The organism is Lentzea sp. NBC_00516 (genome assembly GCF_036346835.1).
Classification (GTDB): Bacteria; Actinomycetota; Actinomycetes; order Mycobacteriales; family Pseudonocardiaceae; genus Lentzea; species Lentzea sokolovensis.
Genome location: NZ_CP107840.1, coordinates 7,234,757 through 7,256,939, shown reverse-complemented (window position 1 = coordinate 7,256,939; position 22,183 = coordinate 7,234,757). Strand labels below are relative to the sequence as shown.

19 protein-coding genes are annotated in these 22,183 nt (G+C 67.4%); 9 read left to right on the top strand and 10 right to left on the bottom strand.

All coding sequences use genetic code 11. The annotated features are described in order from the left end of the window. The first annotated feature begins 394 nt into the window (after positions 1-394). Positions 395-1,702, top strand: coding sequence for an amidohydrolase family protein (locus OG205_RS33090; protein ID WP_330271848.1), 1,308 nt, complete (start codon positions 395-397; stop codon positions 1,700-1,702). Positions 1,703-2,195: 493 nt separating this feature from the next. Here the strand turns inward: OG205_RS33090 and OG205_RS33085 are convergent, their stop codons facing one another. Then, positions 2,196-2,876, bottom strand: coding sequence for an SDR family oxidoreductase (locus OG205_RS33085; RefSeq protein ID WP_330271847.1), 681 nt, complete (start codon positions 2,874-2,876; stop codon positions 2,196-2,198). Positions 2,877-2,888: 12 nt separating this feature from the next. Between OG205_RS33085 and OG205_RS33080 the strand changes: the two genes are divergently transcribed. Beyond that, a complete protein-coding gene (locus OG205_RS33080; RefSeq protein WP_330271846.1) occupies positions 2,889-4,064 on the top strand; it encodes an MFS transporter in 1,176 nt (391 codons plus the stop codon). On the opposite strand, the gene OG205_RS33075 is transcribed toward OG205_RS33080, so the two are convergent. The 5 genes from OG205_RS33075 to OG205_RS33055 all read right to left on the bottom strand — a co-directional run bounded on the left by OG205_RS33075 (position 4,037) and on the right by OG205_RS33055 (position 10,745). Then, positions 4,037-4,486, bottom strand: a complete 450-nt coding sequence (locus OG205_RS33075) for a DUF3455 domain-containing protein (protein ID WP_330271845.1) — start codon at positions 4,484-4,486, stop codon at positions 4,037-4,039. The two genes, OG205_RS33080 and OG205_RS33075, sit on opposite strands and share 28 nt — an antisense overlap. 139 nt (positions 4,487-4,625) lie before the next feature. Further along, complete coding sequence (locus OG205_RS33070; protein WP_330271844.1) at positions 4,626-5,165, bottom strand: DUF3455 domain-containing protein; 540 nt, start codon at positions 5,163-5,165, stop codon at positions 4,626-4,628. A 120-nt stretch (positions 5,166-5,285) separates the two neighbouring features. Next, positions 5,286-7,346 (bottom strand): PhoX family protein, encoded by a 2,061-nt coding sequence (locus OG205_RS33065; RefSeq protein WP_330278281.1) that lies wholly within the window; start codon positions 7,344-7,346, stop codon positions 5,286-5,288. Between the two features lie 159 nt (positions 7,347-7,505). Further along, positions 7,506-9,521 (bottom strand): PhoX family protein, encoded by a 2,016-nt coding sequence (locus OG205_RS33060; RefSeq protein ID WP_330271843.1) that lies wholly within the window; start codon positions 9,519-9,521, stop codon positions 7,506-7,508. A gap of 57 nt (positions 9,522-9,578) precedes the next feature. Next, positions 9,579-10,745 carry an MFS transporter gene (locus OG205_RS33055; RefSeq protein WP_330271842.1) on the bottom strand — a complete coding sequence of 389 codons (1,167 nt, stop codon included), beginning with the start codon at positions 10,743-10,745 and terminating at the stop codon, positions 9,579-9,581. Between the two features lie 67 nt (positions 10,746-10,812). Here OG205_RS33055 and OG205_RS33050 point away from each other — a divergent pair, with 67 nt between their 5' ends. Further along, the gene (locus tag OG205_RS33050; protein ID WP_330271841.1) at positions 10,813-11,442 is read left to right on the top strand and encodes an HAD family hydrolase; all 630 of its coding nucleotides are present in this window, start codon (positions 10,813-10,815) and stop codon (positions 11,440-11,442) included. Here OG205_RS33050 and OG205_RS33045 read toward each other — a convergent pair. Next, a complete protein-coding gene (locus tag OG205_RS33045) occupies positions 11,391-11,972 on the bottom strand; it encodes a hypothetical protein (RefSeq protein WP_330271840.1) in 582 nt (193 codons plus the stop codon). The two genes, OG205_RS33050 and OG205_RS33045, sit on opposite strands and share 52 nt — an antisense overlap. Before the next feature lie 100 nt (positions 11,973-12,072). On the opposite strand from OG205_RS33045, the gene OG205_RS33040 reads away from it, so the two are divergent. Genes OG205_RS33040 through OG205_RS33030 form a run of 3 tightly spaced genes read left to right on the top strand, consistent with a single transcriptional unit; the run spans position 12,073 to position 14,405 of the window. After that, positions 12,073-12,966 carry a DNA-processing protein DprA gene (locus OG205_RS33040; protein WP_330271839.1) on the top strand — a complete coding sequence of 298 codons (894 nt, stop codon included), beginning with the start codon at positions 12,073-12,075 and terminating at the stop codon, positions 12,964-12,966. A 1-nt stretch (position 12,967) separates the two neighbouring features. Further along, entirely contained in the window at positions 12,968-13,657 is a 690-nt protein-coding gene (locus tag OG205_RS33035; protein ID WP_330271838.1) for a ComF family protein, read from the top strand. 13 nt (positions 13,658-13,670) lie between these two features. Then, a complete protein-coding gene (locus OG205_RS33030; protein WP_330271837.1) occupies positions 13,671-14,405 on the top strand; it encodes an SDR family NAD(P)-dependent oxidoreductase in 735 nt (244 codons plus the stop codon). 43 nt (positions 14,406-14,448) lie between these two features. Here OG205_RS33030 and OG205_RS33025 read toward each other — a convergent pair whose 3' ends face one another. Beyond that, positions 14,449-15,534, bottom strand: a complete 1,086-nt coding sequence (locus OG205_RS33025) for an inositol-3-phosphate synthase (protein ID WP_330271836.1) — start codon at positions 15,532-15,534, stop codon at positions 14,449-14,451. Between the two features lie 31 nt (positions 15,535-15,565). Further along, the gene (locus OG205_RS33020; protein WP_030480153.1) at positions 15,566-16,102 is read right to left on the bottom strand and encodes a PadR family transcriptional regulator; all 537 of its coding nucleotides are present in this window, start codon (positions 16,100-16,102) and stop codon (positions 15,566-15,568) included. A gap of 164 nt (positions 16,103-16,266) precedes the next feature. Between OG205_RS33020 and OG205_RS33015 the strand changes: the two genes are divergently transcribed. The 3 genes from OG205_RS33015 (at position 16,267) to OG205_RS33005 (ending at position 21,257) form a co-directional block, all read left to right on the top strand. Then, positions 16,267-16,665, top strand: a complete 399-nt coding sequence (locus OG205_RS33015; RefSeq protein WP_330271835.1) for a DUF5318 domain-containing protein — start codon at positions 16,267-16,269, stop codon at positions 16,663-16,665. 527 nt (positions 16,666-17,192) lie between these two features. Then, positions 17,193-19,535, top strand: coding sequence for a transglycosylase domain-containing protein (locus tag OG205_RS33010; RefSeq protein WP_330271834.1), 2,343 nt, complete (start codon positions 17,193-17,195; stop codon positions 19,533-19,535). Positions 19,536-19,643: 108 nt separating this feature from the next. Beyond that, positions 19,644-21,257 carry a glycosyltransferase family 87 protein gene (locus OG205_RS33005; RefSeq protein ID WP_330271833.1) on the top strand — a complete coding sequence of 538 codons (1,614 nt, stop codon included), beginning with the start codon at positions 19,644-19,646 and terminating at the stop codon, positions 21,255-21,257. Here the strand turns inward: OG205_RS33005 and OG205_RS33000 are convergent. Next, positions 21,169-22,176 carry a GDSL-type esterase/lipase family protein gene (locus OG205_RS33000; RefSeq protein WP_330271832.1) on the bottom strand — a complete coding sequence of 336 codons (1,008 nt, stop codon included), beginning with the start codon at positions 22,174-22,176 and terminating at the stop codon, positions 21,169-21,171. The two genes, OG205_RS33005 and OG205_RS33000, sit on opposite strands and share 89 nt — an antisense overlap. Between the last annotated feature and the right edge of the window lie 7 nt (positions 22,177-22,183).

Here is a 22,183-nt window from a genome sequence, read left to right as displayed (position 1 = left end):
GTCATCTCGACATCGCTTTGCTGGTCGTCGTTCTGAGGGTCGAAGTCGGCCACTGATGCCTCCGCATGATCACGCCCGTACCGTGGAGTGTGATCATGCCAACTCAGCGCCGGGTCGGCGGCTTGGGGGTGGAGGGCTTCTGCGCGCGGCGGAACTGTCCACTGGACGTGCACGGCTTCTTCGACATGATCTTGAGACGCCCCTGTCCTACCCGTGGTTGCTCTGGATGCACAAAGGGCCCGTCGCATCACGCGCAACGGGCCCCTCGGTTGGGGAAAAGTTTTAGGCCGGGGCGGACCCTGGGGGTCGGCCCGCGCCCGACAGGACGAGGATTCCCATCCCGTCCGGATGTATGCATGCTTGTGACTGGCGTCACAATGGCAGGATTCTCCGCATGTCACTGCGTCTGCACGCCCCGGTGGTCCTGCCCTGCGACCCGTCCTGCGCCGTGTTGCGCGACGCCGTCGTGGACGTCGTCGACGGCCGGATCACCTACGTGGGTGCCATCGCCGATGCCCCCGCCTTCGACGGCGAGGTCCGCACGCTCTCGGGAATCCTGCTGCCCGGCCTGGTCAACACCCACGCGCACAGCCCGATGACGGTGCTCCGCGGCCTGGGTTCCGACCTGCCGCTGCTGCGGTGGCTGCAGGAGCAGATGTGGCCGAACGAGGCGCAGATGACCCCCGCCGACATCGGCACGGGCATGCTGCTCGGCGCCGTCGAGATGCTGCGGCACGGTGTCACCACCTCCACCGAGATGTACTTCCACGGCCGCGAACTGACGGCCGCCGTCCTGGCCGCCGGGTCACGGGTGGTGTTCGGCGGGGCGATCCTGGACGTGCCGGGCATGGACTGGAAGTCGCAGACCGACGAGCTCTCGTCGTGGATCGACTCGGACGGGCTGCGGTTCGGGCCTGGTGAGCGGGTCGAGCTGGCCTACGGGCCGCACTCCGCCTACACGCTGTCGGCTCCGCAACTCACGGCGATCGCCGTTGAGGCGCGGGCCCGCGGGGCACTGTTCATGGTGCACGTGGCCGAGTCGCCGTTCGAGGACGAGGCCGCCCGCGCCGAGTTCGGGTCGGTGCCGGCGTTGATGAAGGCTTCGGACGTGCTGGGCGGGCGCGTGCTGTCCGCGCACTCCGTGCACCTGTCCGATGAGGACATCGCGCTGTACGCGGCGCACGGCGTCGGCGTCGCGCACTGCCCCGGTTCCAACACGAAGCTCGCTTCGGGGATCGCGCGGGTGCCGGAACTGCTGGCCGCGGGCGTGGCGGTCGGGCTGGGCACCGACGGGCCCGCGTCCAACGACGACCTGGACCTGTTCGAAGAGGCCCGGCTGGCTGGGCTTCTGGCGCGCGTCTCGAAGATGGACGCGACCGTGCTCGGGGCGGCGCAGGCGTTGCTGATGGCCACTCGGGGCGGTGCCGACGCGCTGGGACGCGACGACATCGGCGCGCTGGAGGCCGGTCGGTGGGGCGATGTCGTGCACATCGCCGCTGATGACCCCGCCTTTGCGACCGGGCTGGACGCGCCGGACGCGCAGGTGCTGGCGAACCTCGTGTGGGGGTCCGGGTCGCGCCGGGTCACCGACGTGTGGGTCGCCGGTGACCACGTCGTCGCCGGTGGCGAGTCGACGCGGGTGGACCGGCACGAGGCCCAGGCCGGAGTCGCCGCGGTGGCGCGGCGACTGCGGAGCGCCTGACACCCATTCCGCAATTTCTGAAAATTGACACATAATATCCCTTAACGGCTTCTCGACATTGCCTTTTCAAGATATTTCTGATACACTTAGCCCATAAGCAAGAAGGCGCGAACATGCTCTCTATGTTCGCGCCTTCTTGCTACTCAAAAGCCAAGGAGGTGAATAGAATTAGTAAGGAAAAAACCAGCTCTTCCCAATTATCCCAGAGCTCGGACCTGCGAAAATGGTCCCTGGCGGGCCTCGCAAGCGGCATCGCTCACGGAATAGGACGTTGGGTCTGCAGAGCAGCAGAGTACATGTTCGAATACTTTTTTGGCGGCTGATCGCGCCGCCGAAACTGCGAGCGAAGAAGTACTACCAACCTAACGCAGGCTGAGATCGACAAGACAGGGCGCCGCCGCGAGGAGACTTACTCCTCGCGGCCCTTCTTTGCCCATGACCGCTCACCGAGCGTCAACCTCTAGCCACAGGCTGTTGACAAGCCTGTGGACAACTAGCGGCGCGGCCTAGACCGGACGTTGATCTCGGTGATGTGGGCGTCGGGCGTCGCCAGCACGGCTGACGCCACCGCCCGCCCCACCGAGGCCGGTTCGATGTACTGCGAGGGGTCGTAGTCGCCGCCCTCCTGGCGGCGCACGTCCTCCTGCATCGGTGTGGCGGTCCGGCCGGGATACACCGAGGTCACGCGCAACGCCGGTTCGTCGCCACGAAGTGCGTCGGCGTAGGCGCGCAGGGCGAACTTCGAGGCCGCGTAGACGCCCCAGCCCGGGTTGGCGTTCAGGCCGGCGCCCGAGTTGATCAGGACGACGTGGCCGCCGGCGGTGCGCAGCTGCGGCAGGAGCAGGTTGGTCAGTTCGGCGACCGCGAAGACGTTGATGTCGAAGGTCTTCCGCCAGTCGTCCTGGGACGCGTCGGCCAACGGGCCGAGCAGGGCGATGCCGGCGCTGTGGACCAGCACGTCCAGGCGCGAGACGCTGCCCAGGTCCGACGAGGCAACGTTCGTCAGGTCGAACGGCCAGGCCTGGGATCCGGGGAGTTCCGCGGCGAGCACCGAGAGCGATGTTTCGTCTCGTCCGCCTAGCAGCAGGTCGTGAGTTGGGGCCAGACTTCTGGCGATGGCCGAGCCGATTCCGCTGGATGCCCCGGTGACGAGGGCGACCGGACGATCAGTCATGGGGGGACCATAGTGCCCAGGAAGTTGATCCTGCCTTACCTCTGCGTGCTCTACTTCATCAACTACCTCGACCGGGTCAACATCGGGTTCGCCGGGCCCAACGGGATGTCGGAGGAGCTCAAGCTCTCGGCGACCGTGTTCGGGTTCGCGTCCGGGGTGTTCTTCATCGGGTACCTGCTGCTCGAAGTGCCCAGCAACCTCGCGTTGCACAAGTTCGGCGCGCGCAAGTGGATCGCCCGGATCATGATCACCTGGGGGATCGTCGCCACCGCGATGGCGTTCGTGCCCAACGGGACCGTGCTGATCGTGCTGCGGTTCCTGCTGGGCGTGGCGGAGGCCGGGTTCTTCCCGGGGATCATCCTGTACCTGACCTACTGGTATCCGCAGAAGGACCGGGCGCGGATCGTCGCGCTGTTCATGGTGGCGATACCGATCTCGACGGCGCTCGGGGCCACGTTCAGCGGGTTGCTGATCCAGTGGACGGACTGGCGCACGATGTTCCTGATCGAGGGACTGCCGGCGATCGGGCTGGCGTTCGTGACGTGGTTCTGGCTGCCGGACAGGCCCGAGGAGGCCGTCGAGCAGCCGAAGGAAGAGCACTGGCCGTTGAAGAAGGCCCTCACCCATCCCCGGATTCTGGCGTTGAGCTTCGTGTACTTCGGGATCGTGTACGGGCTGTACACGCTGGGGTTCTTCCTCCCGACGATCATCAAGGGACTGGCGCCGGGGGCAGGCGTCGTCGAGCGTGGGCTGATCAACGCGATTCCGTACGTCCTCGGCGCGGTCGCCATGATCCTGTGGGCCAGGCACGGCGACCGCACCGGAGAACGGAAGTGGCACGTCGCCGCGCCGATGTTGCTGGGTGGAGCAGCGATCCCTGTCTCGCTCTACCTGGAAAACCCGATCGCGGCGATGGTGGCGGTCTCGGTCTGCGCGATCGGTGTCTGCGCCGCGCTGCCCACGTTCTGGGCGCTTCCCACGAGCTTCCTGGGCGGCGCGGCGGCCGCGGGTGGAATCGCGTTGATCAACTCACTGGGCAACCTGAGCGGTTTCGTGGCGCCCTACGTGACCGGTTGGCTGCGTGACATCACCGGAACCCAGAAGACCGGACTCTGGGTCGTCGGCATCACGATGATCACGGCAGCGGTGGTCGCGCTCGTTCAGAGGGCGGGCACGGAGAAGGTGTAGAGGGCTTCGTAGCGGACGGAGGTCTGGGCGCCTTCGGTGCAGCTTCCGGCGGGTGCGACGCCGCCCTTGGTGTTGAGGCGCTGCACGTAGCTGACGCCGGCGAACGTTCCTTCGCCCCTGGTGGACTTGGCCTTCAGCAGCAGTTCCGGAACGGCCCCCGGAACCTCGTTGCGGGCTCCGTCGACCGGGGCTGCCTCGACCGCGCTGCCGTCGACGGTGGAGACCCAGATCGGACCGCGCGAGTGCAGTCCGACCGCCCTGCCGAGCCGGTCCGCCAGCGTCGCGGCGGGTTCCAGGCCCTTCCAGGCGCCGACCGTGCAGGTGTAGGTCTGCACGCCCTTGGCGTAGAACTTCTCGACGATCTTGTTGCCGGACGGGACCTGAACTGCGGGTGCGACCCTCGCGTCAGATCCGCCGCTCATGGCATCCGGGGTCGGCGCCGCGGTGGAGCCGACACCTCCTGCGAGGATGCCCAGAAGAGTTGATGAGACAAGGACTAAGCCAGCACGTTTCATCACGCCTGGTCGTACGGCCCCATTACCGGACCGGTTCAGTACCGTCTCAGTTGGCGGGCGCGAAGAAGGTGTAGATGGCCTTGTACAGAACGGAGATCTGCGCGCCGGCCTTGCACCCACCGGTCGGCGCGACGCCGCCCTCGGTCGCGAGGCGCTGGACGTAGGAGACCTTGCCGAACAGGCCCTCGCCGCGAACGGTCTTGGTCTTGAGCAGAAGCTCGGGCACAGCGGCCTTGACGTCGTTCTTGGCGCCGTCGACCGGGGTCGCCTCGACCGCACTGCCGTCCACGGCGGAGATCCAGACGGGGCCGCGGGAGTGGATGATGATCGGCTTGTCGTTCTTGTCCACGAGCGTCGCGGCAGGCTCTAGCCCCTTCCACGCGTTGCCCGTGCAGGAGTACGTCTGAACGCCCGTGGCCCGGTATTCGCCGACCAGCTCCTGGCCTGCCGGGACCTGGACGGCCGCGGCGACGGGCGTGTCCTTCGCCTGAGCGACGGGAGTGGGGGTAGCGGTGCCGGCGGTGGGGGTGCCACACGCAGCAAGACCCAGAAGAGCAGCAGCACCAACGAGAAGACGAACATTCACGACTCACTCCGAAGTGGACGACCAAAGTGGACTTTCCTTGGCTGTCCGCGGTGCAGCCACCCATCACACGGACGGGCGGCCGCACCGGTTCACAAGATCAAAGTGAGCCGGACCACACGATCAGTCGCAGATCTTCCTGCGGTCCTTGCGCCACACCACCGCGACGGACGGACGCGGCTGCGAGGTGCCGCCGTCCGGCCAGTGCGAGAGCGGGTTGTTCGCCGACGCGCCGTCGATCTCGCCGGGGTGCTGCACGGACACCAGCACGAAGTCCTCGGTGACGACGGGACCGCAGGTCTCCGCACCCTTGGGCACCGTGAGGAACTGCTTCACGAAGCCGCGGCGCTTGCCGGCGACGGGCAGCGCGAACAGGCCGTCGTTGGAGCCCAGGGCGTTGCCGTCCGTGGAGATCCACAGGTTGCCGTGCGTGTCGAACGCGACGTTGTCCGGGCACGAGATCGGGCTGACCTGCGACTTGTCGAAGCCGCCGAAGTACGTGCCGGGGTCCTTCGGGTCGCCGCAGAGCAGCAGCAGCTTCCACGAGAACGCCAGCGCCGTGTTGTCGCTGCGGCGCTCCTCGATCTCCAGGACGTGGCCGTGCTTGTTGCCGTTGCGCGGGTTGATCTCGGTCGGGCCTTCCTTGCCCGCCTTGCCGCGGTCGGTGTTGTTGGTCAGCGCGGCGTAGATCCGGCGGTTGTGCGTCGAGGGCTCGACGTCCTCCGGTCGGTCCATCTTCGTGGCGCCCATCTTGTCCGCGGCCAGGCGCGTGAAGACGTAGACCTCCTCGGCGGTGAAGCCCGGCACGAACGACTTGTCGTTGTGCGCCAAGGCGATCCACTCGCCGGAGCCGTCGAACTCGCCGTCCTTGGGCAGCGTGCCGAGGCCGTCGATCTCGGTGGCCGGGCTGTCACCGGTGAAGCGGGCGACGTAGAGCGTTCCCTTGTCCAGCAACTGCTTGTTGTGCTCGCGGGCGCGCTTCGAGTCGCCCTTCTGCATCTTCTCGTCCGTGACGAACTTGTACATGTAGTCGAAGCGCTCATCGTCGCCCATGTACGCGACCACACGGCCGTCCTTGGCGACGATGACGTTCGCGCCCTCGTGCTTGAAGCGGCCGAGCGCGGTGTGCTTGACCGGCGTCGACGTCTTGTCGAGCGGGTCGATCTCGACGATCCAGCCGAACCTGTTGGCCTCGTTGGGTTCCTGGGCCAGGTCGAAGCGCTTGTCGAAGCGCTCCCACTGGCGCAGCGACGCGCCGCCGCTGATGCCGTAGCGGGCGAACTTGGCCTTCGTGTCCGGGTCGGTGACCAGGCTCGCGTTGGCGAAGTACTGGTTGAAGTTCTCCTCGCCGGACAGGATCGTGCCCCACGGCGTGACGCCGCCGGAACAGTTGTTCTGCGTGCCCAGGACCTTCTTGCCCGTGGGGTCGGCGGAGGTCTTGAGGAACTTCGAACCGGCGGCCGGGCCCTTCACCTCGAACGGCGTGGTGAGCGTGATCCTGCGGTTGTACTTCTTCTTGTCGTCCGGGCAGACGAAGAGCTTGCCCGTGCGAGGGTCACGGTCGACCATCACGACCGACAGGCCGTGCGCGGCCCACGCGATCTTGGCGTGCTTCTCGGTGATGGTGGTCGGCGTCCAGTCCTTGAACATGAACGACTCGGTCGTGTACTCGTGGTTGCTCACCATGAGCCAGCTGTCGTGGTAGCCGGGCACCGGCACGAGACCGCAGAAGTCGTTGTTGAAACCGAACTGCTTGGCCTGCGCCTCGGGCGTCTGGTTGTCGAAGTCGAACTTCGGCGCGTCGTCCAGCACCCCGTCGCCCCAGCGGATGACGACGTCCTGCTGGAAACCCTGGGGGATGCTGATCTGGTCGAGGGTGTTGGGCGCCACCGGCTCGAAGTTCAGACCGTCGTTGCCGCCGCGGCCGAGGTCCAGATCGACGTCGACGTGCACCGGGGCCGCCGTGGCCGCACCGGAGAACGCGAGTGCGCCGGCGCCGGCGGCCGCGACGACCGCACCGGCCTTCAGCATGCCGCGCCGGCTCACGACCTCCTTGACGACGTCGCCGAAGTACGCGTTGGCGGACGAGTTGGGCGCCTCGTGCGCGCAAGCGTTGCCGCAGCGGAACTCGCAGGTGACGGCCTGCCGTCCGAGCGGGTGGTTCGCCGAGAGCAGGGGCAGCATGCGGCGGCCCCGATCGGTGGGTGAGGACACGCAGGCCTCCGAGATCGGTCAGTGTGGGAACTGGCCGAACCTAAGAGCCCAACGAGATCGCCTGCCGTCCAGAAGATGAACGACAGGCGAACTCGTACTACTCCCGAACGATCACAGCACGCAGGGTGATCAACCGATCTCACCCAGCTGACGACGGCCCTTGCGCCACACCGCGACGACCGACGGACGCGGCCTGGCAGTGCCCCGGTCCGGCCAGTTCGACGCGGGCTTGTCGGCACTCGCGCCGTCCACCTCGCCGGGGTGCTGCACGCACACCGTGATCACCCGCTCGCCGATCACCGGACCGCAGGTCTCACCACCGCGCGGCACCGTGAGGAACAGCTTGAGGTGTCCTCGTTCCGGCCCTTCCAGCGGCACGCCGTAGAGGCCGTCGTTGAGCCCGTCGAGCTTGCCGTCGGCGTCCGTGGAGATCCACAGGTTGCCGTGCCGGTCGAACGCCACGTTGTCCGGACTGGAGATCGGGCTGACCTGCGACTTGTCGTAGCCGCCGAAGTACGTGTTCGGGTCCTCCGGGAAACCGCAGACCAGGAACAGTCCCCAGTTGAACGTCAGCGCGAGCGCGTCGCCGCGGCGTTCGACGATCTCCAGGACCTGCCCGTGGCGGTTGTTGACGCGCGGGTTCGGTTCGGTCGCGCCTTCCTTGCCCGCGGTGACGCCGCGTTCGACGTTGTTGCTCAAAGCGCAGTAGACCGTGCCGGTGCGCGGGTGGCACTCGATGTCCTCCGGGCGGTCCATCTTCGTCGCGCCGACCTTGTCCGCCGCGATGCGCGTGAAGACGTACACCTCTTCGGCGGTCATTCCGGGCACGAAGGACTTCTTGCCCGCTGCCAGCGGAATCCACTCGCCGGAGCCGTCGAACTTGCCGTCGCTGGGCAGCTTTCCGGTGCCGTCGATCTCGGACACCGGGCTGTCGCCGGTGAACCGGCCCACGTACAGCGTGCCGTCGTCGAGCAGCGTCATGTTGTGGCGCCGCGCGGCCTTGCTGTTGCCGCGCTTCATCTTGCCGTTCGAGATGAACTTGTAGATGTACTCGAACCGCTCGTCGTCACCGGAGTACGCGACGATTCGGCCGTCGTCGGCGACGCGGATGTTCGCGGTCTCGTGCTTGAACCGGCCGAGGTGCGTGTGCTTGATCGGCGTGGAGTCGGGGTCGTGCGGGTCGAGCTCGATGACCCAGCCGAACCTGTTGACCTCGTTGGGTTCCTGGGCGAGGTCCCAGCGCTTGTCGAAGCGCTCCCACTTGCGCGTGGTCGCCGTGCCGGTGACGCCGTAGCGGGTCAGCCTCGGGTCGTTGCGGCCGGCGGCGTTCGCGAAGTACTGGTTGAAGTTCTCCTCGCCGGACAGGATCGTGCCCCACGGCGTGACGCCGCCGGAGCAGTTGTTGATCGTGCCGAAGACCTTCTTGCCCGTCGGGTCGACAGACGTCTTGAGCAGGTCGCTGCCCGCGACCGGACCGCGCACCTCGAACGCCGTGTTCAGGGTGATGCGGCGGTTGTACTTGCTGAAGCGCGGCCGGTAGTGGCCGGAGAACAGCGAGCGCTTGATCATGAACACCGAGAGGCCGTGCGCGGCCCACGCGATCTTCGCCTGTTCCTCGGTGGGGTTGTTCGCGTCGTAGCCGCGGAACATGAACGGCTCGCTGGTGTACTCGTGGTTGGTGACCATGATCCCGGTCAGTTCCAGCGGGTCCAGCGGCAGGATCGCGGCGAAGTCGCAGTTGAAGCCGAACTGCTTCTCCTGCTTCGCCGCGGTCTGGTTGTCGAAGTCGAACTCGGGGACACCGGGGAAGAGCGGGTCGCCCCAGCGGATCACGATCCCCTGCTCGTACCCCTCTGGGACGACGACCTCGTCCTTGGTGTTGACCGCGACGGGCTTGAAGTCGAGTCCCCTGGGTGGGCGGCCCTGGGACTCGGGTGCGGCGGCCGCGGTGGCCGGAATCGAGACGGTGGTGGCGGCTGCGATGACGGCACCGGCTTTGAGAGCGGTCCGCCGGCTGACCAGGTCGCCGAAGTAGGGGTTGTCCGAGGTGTTCGGGACCTCGTGGAAGCAGGCGTCGCCACAGCGGTACTCACATGTCACCGCTGCTCTGCCGACGCGATGGTTGACGAGCGGCAGGGGGATCATGGTGGTGGCCTCCTACGATCGGTGCGGGAACCGCGACCGACCGTAGTTCACCTTTTGTTAACCCACTAGCTGCTCGCTCGCGATCACGACTTCCGTAGGTACCTCGTGCGTATCAGTACGGTTGAACGCCAGCAGCACCGCCGCGACCGCACACAGCACCGCCGCCACGACGAACGGCTGGGCGAGGTGGCTCACGAACGTCGCCGCCAGCGCCCCTCCGAGCCAGCGCAGGAAGTTGTACCCGGCACTCGCCACGGGCCGCGGCGCGTCGCTGACGCTCATCGCGGTACCGGTGAACAGGGTGTTCAGCAGGCCGCTGACCAGGCCGCTCACGACCACGGCGACCACCAGCAAAGGCTTGCTGGGCACCGCCATCAGCAGCATGAGCACGGCGAACGCGAGGACCGACCCGATGATCGCCCGCTTCTCGCCCACGCGGTCCGCGAGCCGTGGCGCGAGGAAGACGCTGGAGACCGCGACGCACACGCCCCAGCCGAAGAAGATCAGTCCGATCTCGACGGCGCCCCAGCGCAGGACGAACGGCGACCAGGCGAGAACCGTGAAGAACGCGGCCGTGTAGAGCGCCGCTCCGACCGAGGTGCGGAGCAGAACCGGGTTCCTGAGGGCCTTGAGCGGGTCGAGCAGGCCGATCCGCGGACGTTCCAGGTGCGAGTCCCTGGCCAGGAACACTGCACAAAGGATCAGCGCGACGGCCATGAGGACCGCGGTGCCGAGGAACGGCCCGCGCCACGAGAAGCTGCCGAGCAACGCGCCGAGCAGCGGCCCGACGCTCAGACCGAGGCCGAGCGCGGCTTCGTAGAGCAGGATCGCGGCCTTCTGCCCGCCACTGGCCGCGCCGACGATGACGCTGAGCGCGGTGGCGATGAAGAACGCGTTGCCGAGCCCCCACACGGCCCGCAACCCCACGAGCTGGCCGATGCTCCCCGCCGCCGAGCACGCCAGCGTGGCGACGACGATCAGCGCGAGCCCGCCGACGAGCGTGCGCTTGGCCCCGAACCGCGCCGTCGCGGCGCCCGTGAAGAGCATCGCCACGACCTGAACGCCGAGGTAGGAGGAGAAGAGGAGGGTGACCTGCGAGGGTGTTGCGTGCAGACCCTCCGCGATGGACAACAGGATCGGGTCCACGAGCCCGATCCCCATGAAGGCGATGACCGCGGCGAACGCCGTGATCCACACCTGCTTGGGCTGAGCTTTGAAATTCACTTCGCTATCCTAACCGATTTTACTTAGCATGGCGAAGTATCGTGGACCACAGAGTACGGTTCTGGACGTGGATGCGGTGATCTTCGACCTCGACGGCGTGCTGATCGACTCCGAGCAGGTGTGGGACGAGGTGCGCCAGGCGTTCGCCGCTGCCCACGGAGGCACGTGGACGCCGACCGCCACCCGTGACATGCAGGGGATGTCGACGCCCGAGTGGGGCGCGTACCTGGTCTCGGACGTGGGCGTTCAGCTGACCGCTGCGGAGACGTCCGCCGGGGTGGTCGCCGAGATGGAGAAGGCCTACGCCGCGCACCTGCCGGTGATTCCGGGCGCCGTGGACGCCGTGCGCGCCGTGGTGGCGCGCTTCCCGGTCGCGATCGCGTCCTCGGCTCCGGCCGTGCTGATCAAGGTGTTCCTGGAGGTCACCGGACTGCCGGTGCCCGTCGCGGTGTCGTCGGAGTCGTGCGCCGCCGGAAAACCGTCACCCGACGTCTACCTCGCGGCCGCCGCGCAGCTCGGGGTCTCTCCGGCTTCCTGCTACGCCGTCGAGGATTCGACGAACGGGCTGAAGGCGGCGCTGGCGGCGGGCATGACCGTGCTGGCCGTGCCGAACCCGCACTTCCCACCTGCCGCGGACGTGCTGGCTCAGGTGCGGGTGCTGTCCTCGATCGTCGACCTGCCGGACGCGCTGGCGTAACTGATCGCGGCCAAGCCGACCGCGATGCACGTGCAGGCGATGACACCCTTCGGCCAGTAGATGTGGCTGTCGAGGAACAGGTAGCTGCCGACCAGCAGGAAGACGGTTCCCGGCAGGGCTTTGAGCCTGTGCTTGAGCAGCGCGCACACCACGATCGCGACACTGGCCGCCAGGAAGCACCAGGCACCGAAGGTTCCGAGCTGGTTGCCGATCTTGAACAGCGGCTCGTCCGCGGCCGAGCGACCACCGTTCGCCAAGGTCATCGCCCCGCCGCCGATGCCGGCCAACGCGTCGAGCGCGCCGTAGAAGACGACGAAACCGAACGCGAGGACCCGGCCCGGGTAGCGGACGTACTTCGGGCTCTCGTCGAGCAGAACCCATTGCGCCGCGCCGAGGAGCGGGAAGATCACCGCCAGGATGATGTGCATGTTCTGCCACCACTGCGCGGTCGACGCGTCGAGGTGGTGCGGGTGGGTCAGGCCGATGCCGGCGAGGATCAGGCCGGGGAGGGCGACGAGCAGGGTGCGCACCGGCCGAACCTAGCGGTGATCACTGCGTCTCCAGCTAGACTCGCCCACTTTCAGGCGATTCGGCCGAGCGCGTCGAACCTGTGTTCGATAGGATGTGGCAGTGGTGAACCGGCGTGAACAGGCGGCGTTCCTGCTCGCACTTCGCGACAGCGAGCGCGGCTGGGCCGACGTCACGAGCGCCGTGGAAGACGCGGGTTCCGCCCTGGCCGTGCTGGAGTCGCTGCTCACCCCCGACCAGCCGACGCTGGACCACATCGCCCCCGATCTGGCCGGCCGCCTGGAACTGGTCGAGAAGGAGATCGAGTCCTGGCAGGACGAGGGAATCCACCTCGTCACCGTGCTGGACGAGCAGTACCCGGTCCAGCTGCTCATGGTGCACCAGCGACCGCCTTTCCTGACCTGCAAAGGTTTCCTCGACCCCGCCGACCAGTTCGGCGTCGCCGTCGTCGGCAGCAGGCACGCGAGCGCGCGAGGCCTACACCTCACGCGCGAGATCGCGACAACACTGACCAAACACGACATCACGGTCTTCAGCGGTCTCGCGGCAGGCATCGACACGGCCGCGCATCGGGCCGTCGTGGACGCCGGAGGCCGGACTGTGTCGGTGGTCGGCACCGGCCTGCGCCACTGCTACCCGGCCGAGAACGCAGGCCTCCTGCAGGAGATCGGCAGGACGGGAGCCGTGCTGTCGCAGTTCTGGCCGGACGCCGGTCCCGCCAAGCACCACTTCCCGATGCGCAACGCCGTGATGAGCGGCTGCAGCGTCGCGACCGTCGTCGTCGAGGCGGGTGAACACAGCGGTACCCGGATTCAGGCACGGCTCGCGCTCGAACACGGCAGGCACGTCTTCCTACTGCCCGAGGTCGTGTCCGGCACTTCTTGGGGCCGTGAGATGTCCGAGCGACCGAACACGACTGTCCTGGAAGGTCCCGACCATCTGCTGCGCGTGCTGGACGATTTGCGCGCCGGAGTCCCGGACCTGATCGACCTCTGACGTGAGCCCGCTCAGCCGCATCCTCGAGCGGTACCTGAACATCCTGATCGCACCGACCGGTCGCGGACCGAATTCGTGCACCACGTGCTTTCGTCCCACAGACGGATATCCGCGTTGCCTGCAGTGCAACGGTCACTTCCGCGAGTTCGGCGCGGAGCTGGCCGACGACGTCGTGATCATCTCGATGGCAGGCAAAGGCGGGCAGCTGGCCCACGTGCTGGCGAAGTACAAGTACGGCGAGCGCCCCCAGATGCGCAAGCAGTTCACCGACGAACTGGCCTACGTGCTCGCGACGTTTCTGGCGAAGCACCATCAATGCCTTGGAGAGTTCGACATCGCGACGGTCGTGCCGAGCACGCGGCAGCGCACAGCCACCCATCCGTTGATCGACATTCTCAGCAGGCGTCTCAACATCACGAGGTACCGATTCGCCGAGACGCTCAGCACGTCGAGCACCAACAACCGGCAGCTTCGGCCAGACGAGTACACCGTCCTCACGGATGTCGGTGGCAAGCACGTGTTGCTCGTCGATGATCAGTGGACGTCGGGCGCAAGCCTGCAGTCGTCGGCGATCGCCCTCAAGCGGGCGGGGGCGGCAAGGGTCGTCGGCGTGGTCATCGGACGGCGGCTCGACGCCCGACCGTCCGGCACGTTCGACTGGAACGTCTGCGTGATTTGCCAGCAGAGCTGACTAGCGTGGCGGCATGACGCAACGAGTTGCTGTGGTCACCGGCACCGCGCAGGGCATGGGCCTGCGGATCGCGGACGTGCTGCGCGAGGACGGGTTCGCCGTCGTCGGCTTCGACCTGCAGGAGAGCAAGGACGGGATCGTCGGCAACGTCGCCAGCGCCGCGGACGTCCAGCGCCTGACCGATCACGTGACCAGCACCTACGGGCGCGTGGACGTGTTGGTCAACAACGCGGGGATCGCGGGCATCGTGCCATTCGAGGACACGAGCCTCGAGCAGTGGGAACGGATCATGGCGGTCAACCTGACCGGGCCGTTCCTGCTCACGCAGGCGCTGGGGCGGGTCATGCTCGACCAGGGCAGCGGAAGCGTCGTCAACATCGCGTCTGTCGCCGGGCTGCAGGGCGTGGCGGACCGGGCGGCGTACAACACGACCAAGCACGGGCTGATCGGGTTGACGCGGACGCTCGCCGTCGAGTGGGGCGGGCGGGGGATCAGGGTCAACGCCGTGTGTCCCGGCTGGGTCAAGACCGAGATGGACGTCGAGTCGCAGGCCGGCGGGTACTACGTCGACGACGACATCACCGACCACGTGCCGATGAACAGGTTCGCCGCGCCGGACGACATCGCGCAGGCGGTGCGGTTCCTGGCCGGCGACAACTCCAGGTACATCAACGGTGTCGCGTTGCCCGTCGACGGTGGGTGGACCGCGGACGGCAGCTGGCAGAAGCTGCGGCTCTCGAAGCGCTGAACGAGAAGGGCCGCCCTCGCGAGGAGAGCGGCCCTTCACCGCATCAGATCTCGCCGCGAATGAACTTCTCGACGGCCTCGTGCGCCTCGGAGTCCGAGTACTGCACGGGCGGGGACTTCATGAAGTACGACGACGCCGAGAGGATCGGGCCGCCGATGCCCCGGTCCAGGGCGATCTTCGCCGCGCGCACGGCGTCGATGATGATGCCCGCGGAGTTCGGAGAGTCCCAGACCTCCAGCTTGTACTCGAGGTTCAGCGGCACGTCGCCGAACGCGCGACCCTCGAGGCGCACGTAGGCCCACTTGCGGTCGTCGAGCCACGCCACGTAGTCGGACGGGCCGATGTGGACGTTGCGCTTGCCCATCTCGCGGTCCACCTGGGACGTGACGGCCTGGGTCTTGGAGACCTTCTTGGACTCCAGGCGCTCCAGTTCCTTCATGTTCAGGAAGTCCATGTTGCCGCCCACGTTCAGCTGCATGGTGCGGTCGAGCTGGACGCCGCGGTCCTCGAAGAGCTTCGCCAGCACGCGGTGCGTGATGGTGGCGCCGACCTGGGACTTGATGTCGTCACCGACGATCGGGACGCCGGCGGCGCGGAACTTCTCCGCCCACTCCGGGTCCGACGCGATGAAGACGGGCAGGGCGTTGACGAACGCCACACCAGCGTCGATCGCGGCCTGGGCGTAGAAGCGGTCCGCGTCCTCGGAACCCACCGGCAGGTACGAGACCAGCACGTCGACCTCGGCCTCGCGCAGCGCCGCGACCACGTCGACCGGCTCGGCGTCGGACTCCTCGATCGTCTCCCGGTAGAACTTCCCGAGACCGTCGAAGGTGTGACCCCGCTGGACGACGACGCCGAGCGGCGGCACGTCCGCGATCTTGATCGTGTTGTTCTCGCTGGCCCCGATGGCCTCCGAGAGGTCGACACCGACCTTCTTCGCGTCGACGTCGAACGCTGCGACGAACTCGACATCGCGCACGTGGTAGTCACCGAACTGCACGTGCATCAGACCGGGCACGCGGGTGTTCGGGTCGGCGTCGCGGTAGAAGTGGACGCCCTGCACCAGCGACGCCGCGCAGTTGCCCACCCCGACGATGGCCACTCGAACGGTGCGGCGGTTTTCGCCCATTGCCGAGTCCTCCTTGATCAACAGTGAATCGCTACTCGTCCTGCTCGGACTTCTCGTGCGCGATGAGCTCGTTGAGCCACCGCACCTCGCGCTCCGTGCTTTCCAGGCCTTGGCTGTGCAGCTCACGGGTGTAGCGGTCGATCTGCTCTCCCGTGCGCGTGAGCCGCTCGCGGAGCCCCTCCCTGCGTTCTTCGACACACCGCCGGCGGCCTTCCAGGATGCGCATCCTGACGTCGGCCGGCGTGCGCGAGAAGAACGCCAGGTGGACCCCGAACGAGTCGTCGTCCCAGGTCTGCGGCCCCGCGTTGGCCAGGAGGTCGGCGAACCGCTCCTTGCCCTCGGGAGTCAGCTTGTAGACCTTGCGTGCCCGACGTCCCCAAGAAAGAGCCGACTCCTCCGGCCCCTCCTCCACGATCAGGCCCGCACGTTGGAGTCGCCGCAGTGTTGGGTACAGCGATCCGTACGAGAACGCTCGAAACGCTCCGAGCAGGTCATGCAAGCGCTTGCGCAGCTCGTAGCCGTGCATGGGCGCCTCGTGCAGCAGGCCGAGCAGCGCGAACTCGAACACGAGTCACCTCCTCGCACCTGCACCGATAGGTGAGGCGATTATATCGGCTCGATACATCGATGGCTCCTTACAACTGTGGGATGTGGCACACCGTGATACCGCGCCGGACCCCGCTGCCCTGAACGGCCCATCATCGGAAAGCGGTCGGCACGTACTCTGGTCACGTGTTGACCCAACGGCAGGTGGTGGACTACTCGCTGCAGCGGCGTGCGCTGCTGGCGGAGGTCTATGCCGGTCGCACGGGCACCATGGAGGTCTGCGACGCGAACCCGTACCTGCTGCGAGCTGCGAAGTTCCACGGGACGGCGACCGACGTGCCCTGCCCGGTGTGTCGCAAGGAACCGCTCACGCAGGTGTCGTGGGTCTACGGTGACGAGCTCAAGCACGCGGCCGGCTCGGCGCGCACGCCTGAAGAACTGGTGAAGATGGCGAACCTCTTCGACGAGTTCTCCGTGTACCTAGTTGAAGTTTGTCGCACGTGCAGTTGGAACCACCTGGTGCAGTCATACGTCCTGGGGAAGCGTGGGCTGGAAAAGCCACGCAGGAGGACTGCGGCGGAATGACCCACAGGTGACACTGCTCCGAATGAAGTACGACCACCGAACCGTGTGCTGATGCACGCCGGTCTGGGAGGCCTTTTCACGTGAACGACCAGCATGATGACCGGCAGCGCGGAGGCGAGCCGCAGTGGCCGACCGGGGACGACCCGGACGGCGGCGGCACGAGGCGCGATGTCCCGAATCAGCCACGACCGGGCACTCCACCCGGCGGTTTCGCGCGCCCTCCCCAGGGTGGCACGCCACCTGGTGGTTTCCCACAGCAACAGCCGCCACGCCGCCCGAACGGACCAGGCGGTCCGCAGGGCGGTCCTGGTGTGCCTCCTGGCGCTCAGGGGCGCCCGCCGGGACCTGGGATGAACGGTCCCGGCGGTCCTGGTGGCCCTCAGGGCGGCCCCGGTGGTCCGGGCGGCCGTCCTCCGACGCCTCCCGGCGGGATGCCGATCGCGCCGCCCCCCGGTGGCCGTCGCCCCGGTGGACCTGGCGGACCCGGCGGCCCTCAGGGCGGCCCTGGCGGTCCCGGTCGCCCCGGCATGCCCCCGCGCAAACCCGGCGAGGAACGCACCACGCAGATGCCGCCGGTCAACCGGCCGACGCAGCGCGAGCCCGAGCTCATCACGCACCGCGAGCCGGACGACGAGTTCCTCATGGCCGGTGTCGCCGACGATGACGACGAGTACTACGACGACGAGCCGGAGCTCACCGAAGAGGAGGAGCGTCGTCTGCGCAAGAAGAAGATCTGGAAGCGCGTCCGAATTGGTGCGTTCGTCGCGATCGGTCTGATGATCCTCGGCCCGGTGATCGCCATCGCGGTCACGTACCCGCTCGTCGACTGGCCTCGGCCGAGCGACATCGCGGCCAAGCAGGACAAGACGGTCACGCTGCTCTACTCGGACGACACCGAGATGGGCAAGATCACCTCACCCGGTGAGAACCGCACACTGCTCACGTACGAGGAGCTCCCGGACACCGTCAAGCAGGCCGTCATGGCCGCGGAGGACGCGAACTTCTACGACAACCCCGGCTTCGACGCGAAGGCCATCGTCCGGGCCGTCTGGATCCAGGCGACCGGCGGCAGCTCCGGTGGTTCCGGTCTGACTCAGCAGTACATCAAGAAGGCCACCAACAACGAGGCCCCGACGCTGACTCGCAAGTTCACGGAGCTCGTCAAGGCCTACAAGATGAGCAACGAGTCGGACCACAACACGATCCTCACCGCGTACATGAACACGGTGTACTTCGGTCGTGGCGCGAACGGCATGAAGGCCGCCGCGCAGGTCTACTACAACAAGCAGATGAAGGAACTCACTCCTTCAGAGGCCGCTTTCATCGCGGGCATGATCCAGATCCCTTCGTGGTCGGAGGACGAGGAGCACGCGAAGGGTCGCTGGGAGTTCGTGATGAAGCAGATGCGCGAGAAGGGGTGGATCAGCCAGGCCGACTACGACGCCCGCCAGTATCCGACGCCCCTTCCGTTCGAGCAGACGCAGCCCGCGAGCCTCGACGGACCGCTCGCCCGCGTGAGCCAGCAGATCCAGAACGAGATCGACAGCGAGCTCGTCGGCCTCACGATGGAGAAGGCGCAGAAGGTCGGCGTCACCGTCCACACGACGATCGACCCGAAGATGCAGCAGGCCGCGGTCGACGCCGTGAACTCCGTGATGGACGGCCAGGACGCCGACCTGCGGACGTCGCTCAGCGCGATCGAACCGCAGTCCGGCGCCGTCAAGGCCTACTACCCCGGCAAGGACGGCCTCAAGGGCATCGACTACGCCAAGGGCACGATCCAGGAGGCCGGCTCGTCGTTCAAGCCGTTCGACCTGGTGGCCGCCCTGAAGATGGGCAAGGGCATCGGCGACACCTACGACGCCACGCCGCGCAAGATCGCCGGCGTCGAGATCCGCAACGCCGGCAACAGCCAGTGCGGCAAGCAGTGCCCGATCAAGCAGGCCATGAAGGAGTCCCTCAACACCGTGTTCTACGACATGGTGGCGGGACCCGAGGGCACGGGCACGAAGGCCGTGGCGGACGCGGCACACGCGGCCGGCATCCCGAAGGTCGTCCGAGTCGGCGGCCAGGAGAAGCAGACCCTGGTCGGTGAGGGCGGCAACCCGCCCACCGCCGGTATCTCCATCGGTGCCGACAGCGCCCAGGTGCGGCCGTTCGACATGGCCTCGGCGTTCGCGACGTTCGCGGCTCGCGGCATCTACCGGGCCCCGTTCTTCGTCACGAAGATCGTCGGCCCCACCGGTGACGTCCTCTACCAGCACGTCGACCAGCCGGTGCCGGCGTTCGACCCGGTCGAGACGAAGAGCCGCGACATCGCGGACAACGTCACCGAGACGTTGAAGGACATCCCGTCAGGGCCGATCGCGTGTGCCAGCGGCCGCCCGTGCGCCGGCAAGACCGGTACGCACGAGCTCCCCGGCAGCGTCGACCAGAACTCGAAGGCCTGGATGGTCGGCTACACGCCGCAGCTGTCCACCTCCGTGTGGGTCGGCAAGGACCAGGGCAACGTGGCCATCAAGAACAAGCAGGGCAACCCCATCTTCGGTAGTGGCCTGCCTGGTCTGATGTGGAAGAAGTTCATGGACGCGGCACTCGCGGGCGCGCAGAAGGAGCCGTTCGCGAAGCCGGTCCCGATGGGCAACTTCAACCCACCGCGCAAGTCCGACCCGCCGTCGCCGCCGCCGAGCAACCAGCAGCCGAGCAATCAGCAGCCCAGCAACACGCAACCGAGCAACACGCAGCCGTCGCAGACCAAGCCGACCAGGCCGTCGGGCTGTGGCCAGATCATCTGCCCGCCGTCCGGCCCGCCGGACCCCAGTGGCGAACCGGAGGACCCCAACGGGGGCCGCAATCCGGGTGGCGGATAAAGATCGAGCATGAGAAAGGGCCTGACGCGTACTCCGCGGCAGGCCCTTTCTGCTTCGGTCCAGGGATGTTGACCACGGCGAAACGGTCTTGGCCGTAACATCCGCGACGTGCCCAGCAGCCCTGCCGAGCTTCCCGCCGAGGCCCCCGAGAAGGACCTCTCCGAGGAAACCGATTCGCTCACTCACGAAGAGCGCGTCGCCCCCACGTGGACCGAGCCGCTCGCCCGCGGCCTGAGCAGACCGTTCGGCGGTCCTCTCGGCGAGCACGCGCAGATCGGCCGGAACTACTTCTGGACGGCGCTGCGGGTGATCCTGATGCTCGCCGTCGTCACGTTGCTGCTGGGGTGGGTGCAGAAGTCGCCCTGCGTCCAGCAGTACACGGACGACAAGGGCGTCGTGCAGCTCGACTGGCGGGGCAGCAAGCAGTTCACCGCGCTCTGCTACTCCGACACGGTGCCGCTCTACACCGCGGAACGGCTCGACCAGCGCGGTGCCTTCCCGTACATCACGTCGTGGAAGGACGACGAGGGCAAGCCGACCGAGCACGTCCGGTACATGGAGTACCCGGTGGTCACGGGTGTGTTCATGTGGCTCAACGCGCGGGTGGCGCAGGGCCTCGTGGCACTCGTCCCCGGGCTGCCGATGACGGTGATCGTGTTCTTCGACGTCACCGCGTTCTGGCTGGCCGTGGCGTGGCTGGTGACCGTGTTCTCGGTGGCCAGGATCGCCAGGCGCAGGACCTGGGACGCGGCGATCGTGGCGGTGTCGCCGTTGGTCATCGTCCACGCGTTCACGAACTTCGACACGATCGCGACGGCGTTCGCGACGGCCGGCCTGCTGGCGTGGGCGCGCAAGAAACCCGTGCTCGCCGGCGTGCTGCTGGGGCTCGGTGGTGCGGCGAAGCTCTATCCGTTGTTCCTGCTCGGGCCGTTGCTGTTGTTGTGCTGGCGGTCCAACAGGATCAAGGCAGGCCTCACCACCACTGCGTCCGCCATCGGCGCGTGGGCGCTCGTCAACGCGCCGATCGCCTTGAACCCGGCCTCGCAGACGGGGTGGAGAGAGTTCTTCCGCCTCAACACCGAACGCAACGCGGACCCGGACACGCTCTACAACGTGCTCGTCCAGTGGACGGGGTGGCAGGGCTTCGACCCGGGACTGACGCAGGGCCAACCGCCGACGGTCCTGAACACGGTCAGCTCCGTGCTGTTCCTCGTTTGTTGCGCAGGCATCGCCTACGTGACCCTCTCGGCGCCGACGAGGCCCCGGCTCGCGCAGCTCGGGTTCCTGGTCGTGGCGGCGTTCCTGCTGACGAACAAGGTGTGGAGCCCGCAGTACTCGCTGTGGCTGGTGCCGCTGGCCGTGCTGGCGTTGCCTCGCTGGAAACTGCTGCTGGCGTGGATGGCGGTCGACGCGCTGGTGTGGGTGCCGCGCATGTACTTCTACCTCGGCACGGACAACAAGGGACTGCCGATCGACTGGTTCCTCGGCGCCGTGCTGCTGCGGGACGCGGCTGTCATCACGTTGTGCGTGATCATCCTGAAGGAGATCTACCACCCGGAGCGCGACCTCGTGCGGATGGCGGGTGACGACCCGTTGGCGGGCGTCCTGGCCGACGCGCCGGACCGGCAGATCGTCAGACCCGCACGAGGCGAGCCATCGCACCGAATGCGGCCCCGTTCGGATGCAGGTGATCACCGGAGTCGAACTCCGGACGCAGTCTGAGCGGATCGGCGGGGTCGCGCACGGCCTCGTCGAAGTCGATCGCGGCGGGGAAGGTGGCGCGGATCCACGCGTTCACCTTCTGCCGCTGCTGCTCCTTCTCCTCGGTCCACGTGTACCAGCCGTGCCACGGCGTGATGGTGCCGACGTGGAACTCCACGCCCTGGTTCTGACACCGCAGCTGAACGGTGCGGATGCCGGCGATGACGTTCTCGGCGCTGACGCCGCTCTGGATGTCGTTGATGCCGCCCAGCAGCACGACCTTGCGCACTTCCTTGCTGTACAGGACGTCCCGGTACACACGGGTGACCATCGGCGCGTTGCCCAGCACCACTCCGTTGCCGTTGATGCCCGCGTTCAGCACCGCGTAGTCGCTCTCGACCAACGACGGCCAGGTGTTCTCGTAGAAGCCTTCGGTGATCGAGTCGCCGAACATCACCACCGCACCCGGCGCGGTGAAGCCCGCGACCTCGACCGCCGAGACGAGACAGATCTGCTCGCGCGTCGACGTGATCGTGCGATGGGCGCGCGCCTGACACGGCGTGCCGGCGGGGGCGTAGGTGCTGATGTCGAGCGTCTTGGTGACCTTGAGCTGCACGGCGTCGCTGTAGACGTCGTCGCGGGCCCTGATCGTGACGGAACGGGACCTGCCGAACGTGAGCTGCCGCGTCTCGCCGTCAGCGGTGACGGTGACCTGCTCGACGCGGACCGGTTTGATGCCCATCAGGTTCGACAGCCGCACCCTGACCGACGTGCCGCCCGCCGCGAGATCGACGGTCGTGCGCACGCTCTGGTCCGGCACCGAGCTCGACAGCGTCGGCACGGCCTGCCACACGGGCAGCCAGCGGATCACCTCCGAGCGCACGGGCACGCCGGAAGCGCCGCAGGCCAGCAGCAACGCCAGCGCGATGATCACCCTCACGGGTGAA

Bases quoted from the DNA above. Each gene is read 5' to 3' on its own strand.
- OG205_RS33090 (WP_330271848.1), top strand. From the start codon at position 395: ATGTCACTGCGTCTGCACGCCCCGGTGGTCCTGCCCTGCGACCCGTCC.
- OG205_RS33085 (WP_330271847.1), bottom strand. From the start codon at position 2,876: ATGACTGATCGTCCGGTCGCCCTCGTCACCGGGGCATCCAGCGGAATC.
- OG205_RS33075 (WP_330271845.1), bottom strand. From the start codon at position 4,486: ATGAGCGGCGGATCTGACGCGAGGGTCGCACCCGCAGTTCAGGTCCCG.
- OG205_RS33065 (WP_330278281.1), bottom strand. From the start codon at position 7,346: ATGCTGCCCCTGCTCTCGGCGAACCACCCGCTCGGACGGCAGGCCGTC.
- OG205_RS33060 (WP_330271843.1), bottom strand. From the start codon at position 9,521: ATGATCCCCCTGCCGCTCGTCAACCATCGCGTCGGCAGAGCAGCGGTG.
- OG205_RS33030 (WP_330271837.1), top strand. From the start codon at position 13,671: ATGACGCAACGAGTTGCTGTGGTCACCGGCACCGCGCAGGGCATGGGC.
- OG205_RS33025 (WP_330271836.1), bottom strand. From the start codon at position 15,534: ATGGGCGAAAACCGCCGCACCGTTCGAGTGGCCATCGTCGGGGTGGGC.
- OG205_RS33010 (WP_330271834.1), top strand. From the start codon at position 17,193: ATGCCCCCGCGCAAACCCGGCGAGGAACGCACCACGCAGATGCCGCCG.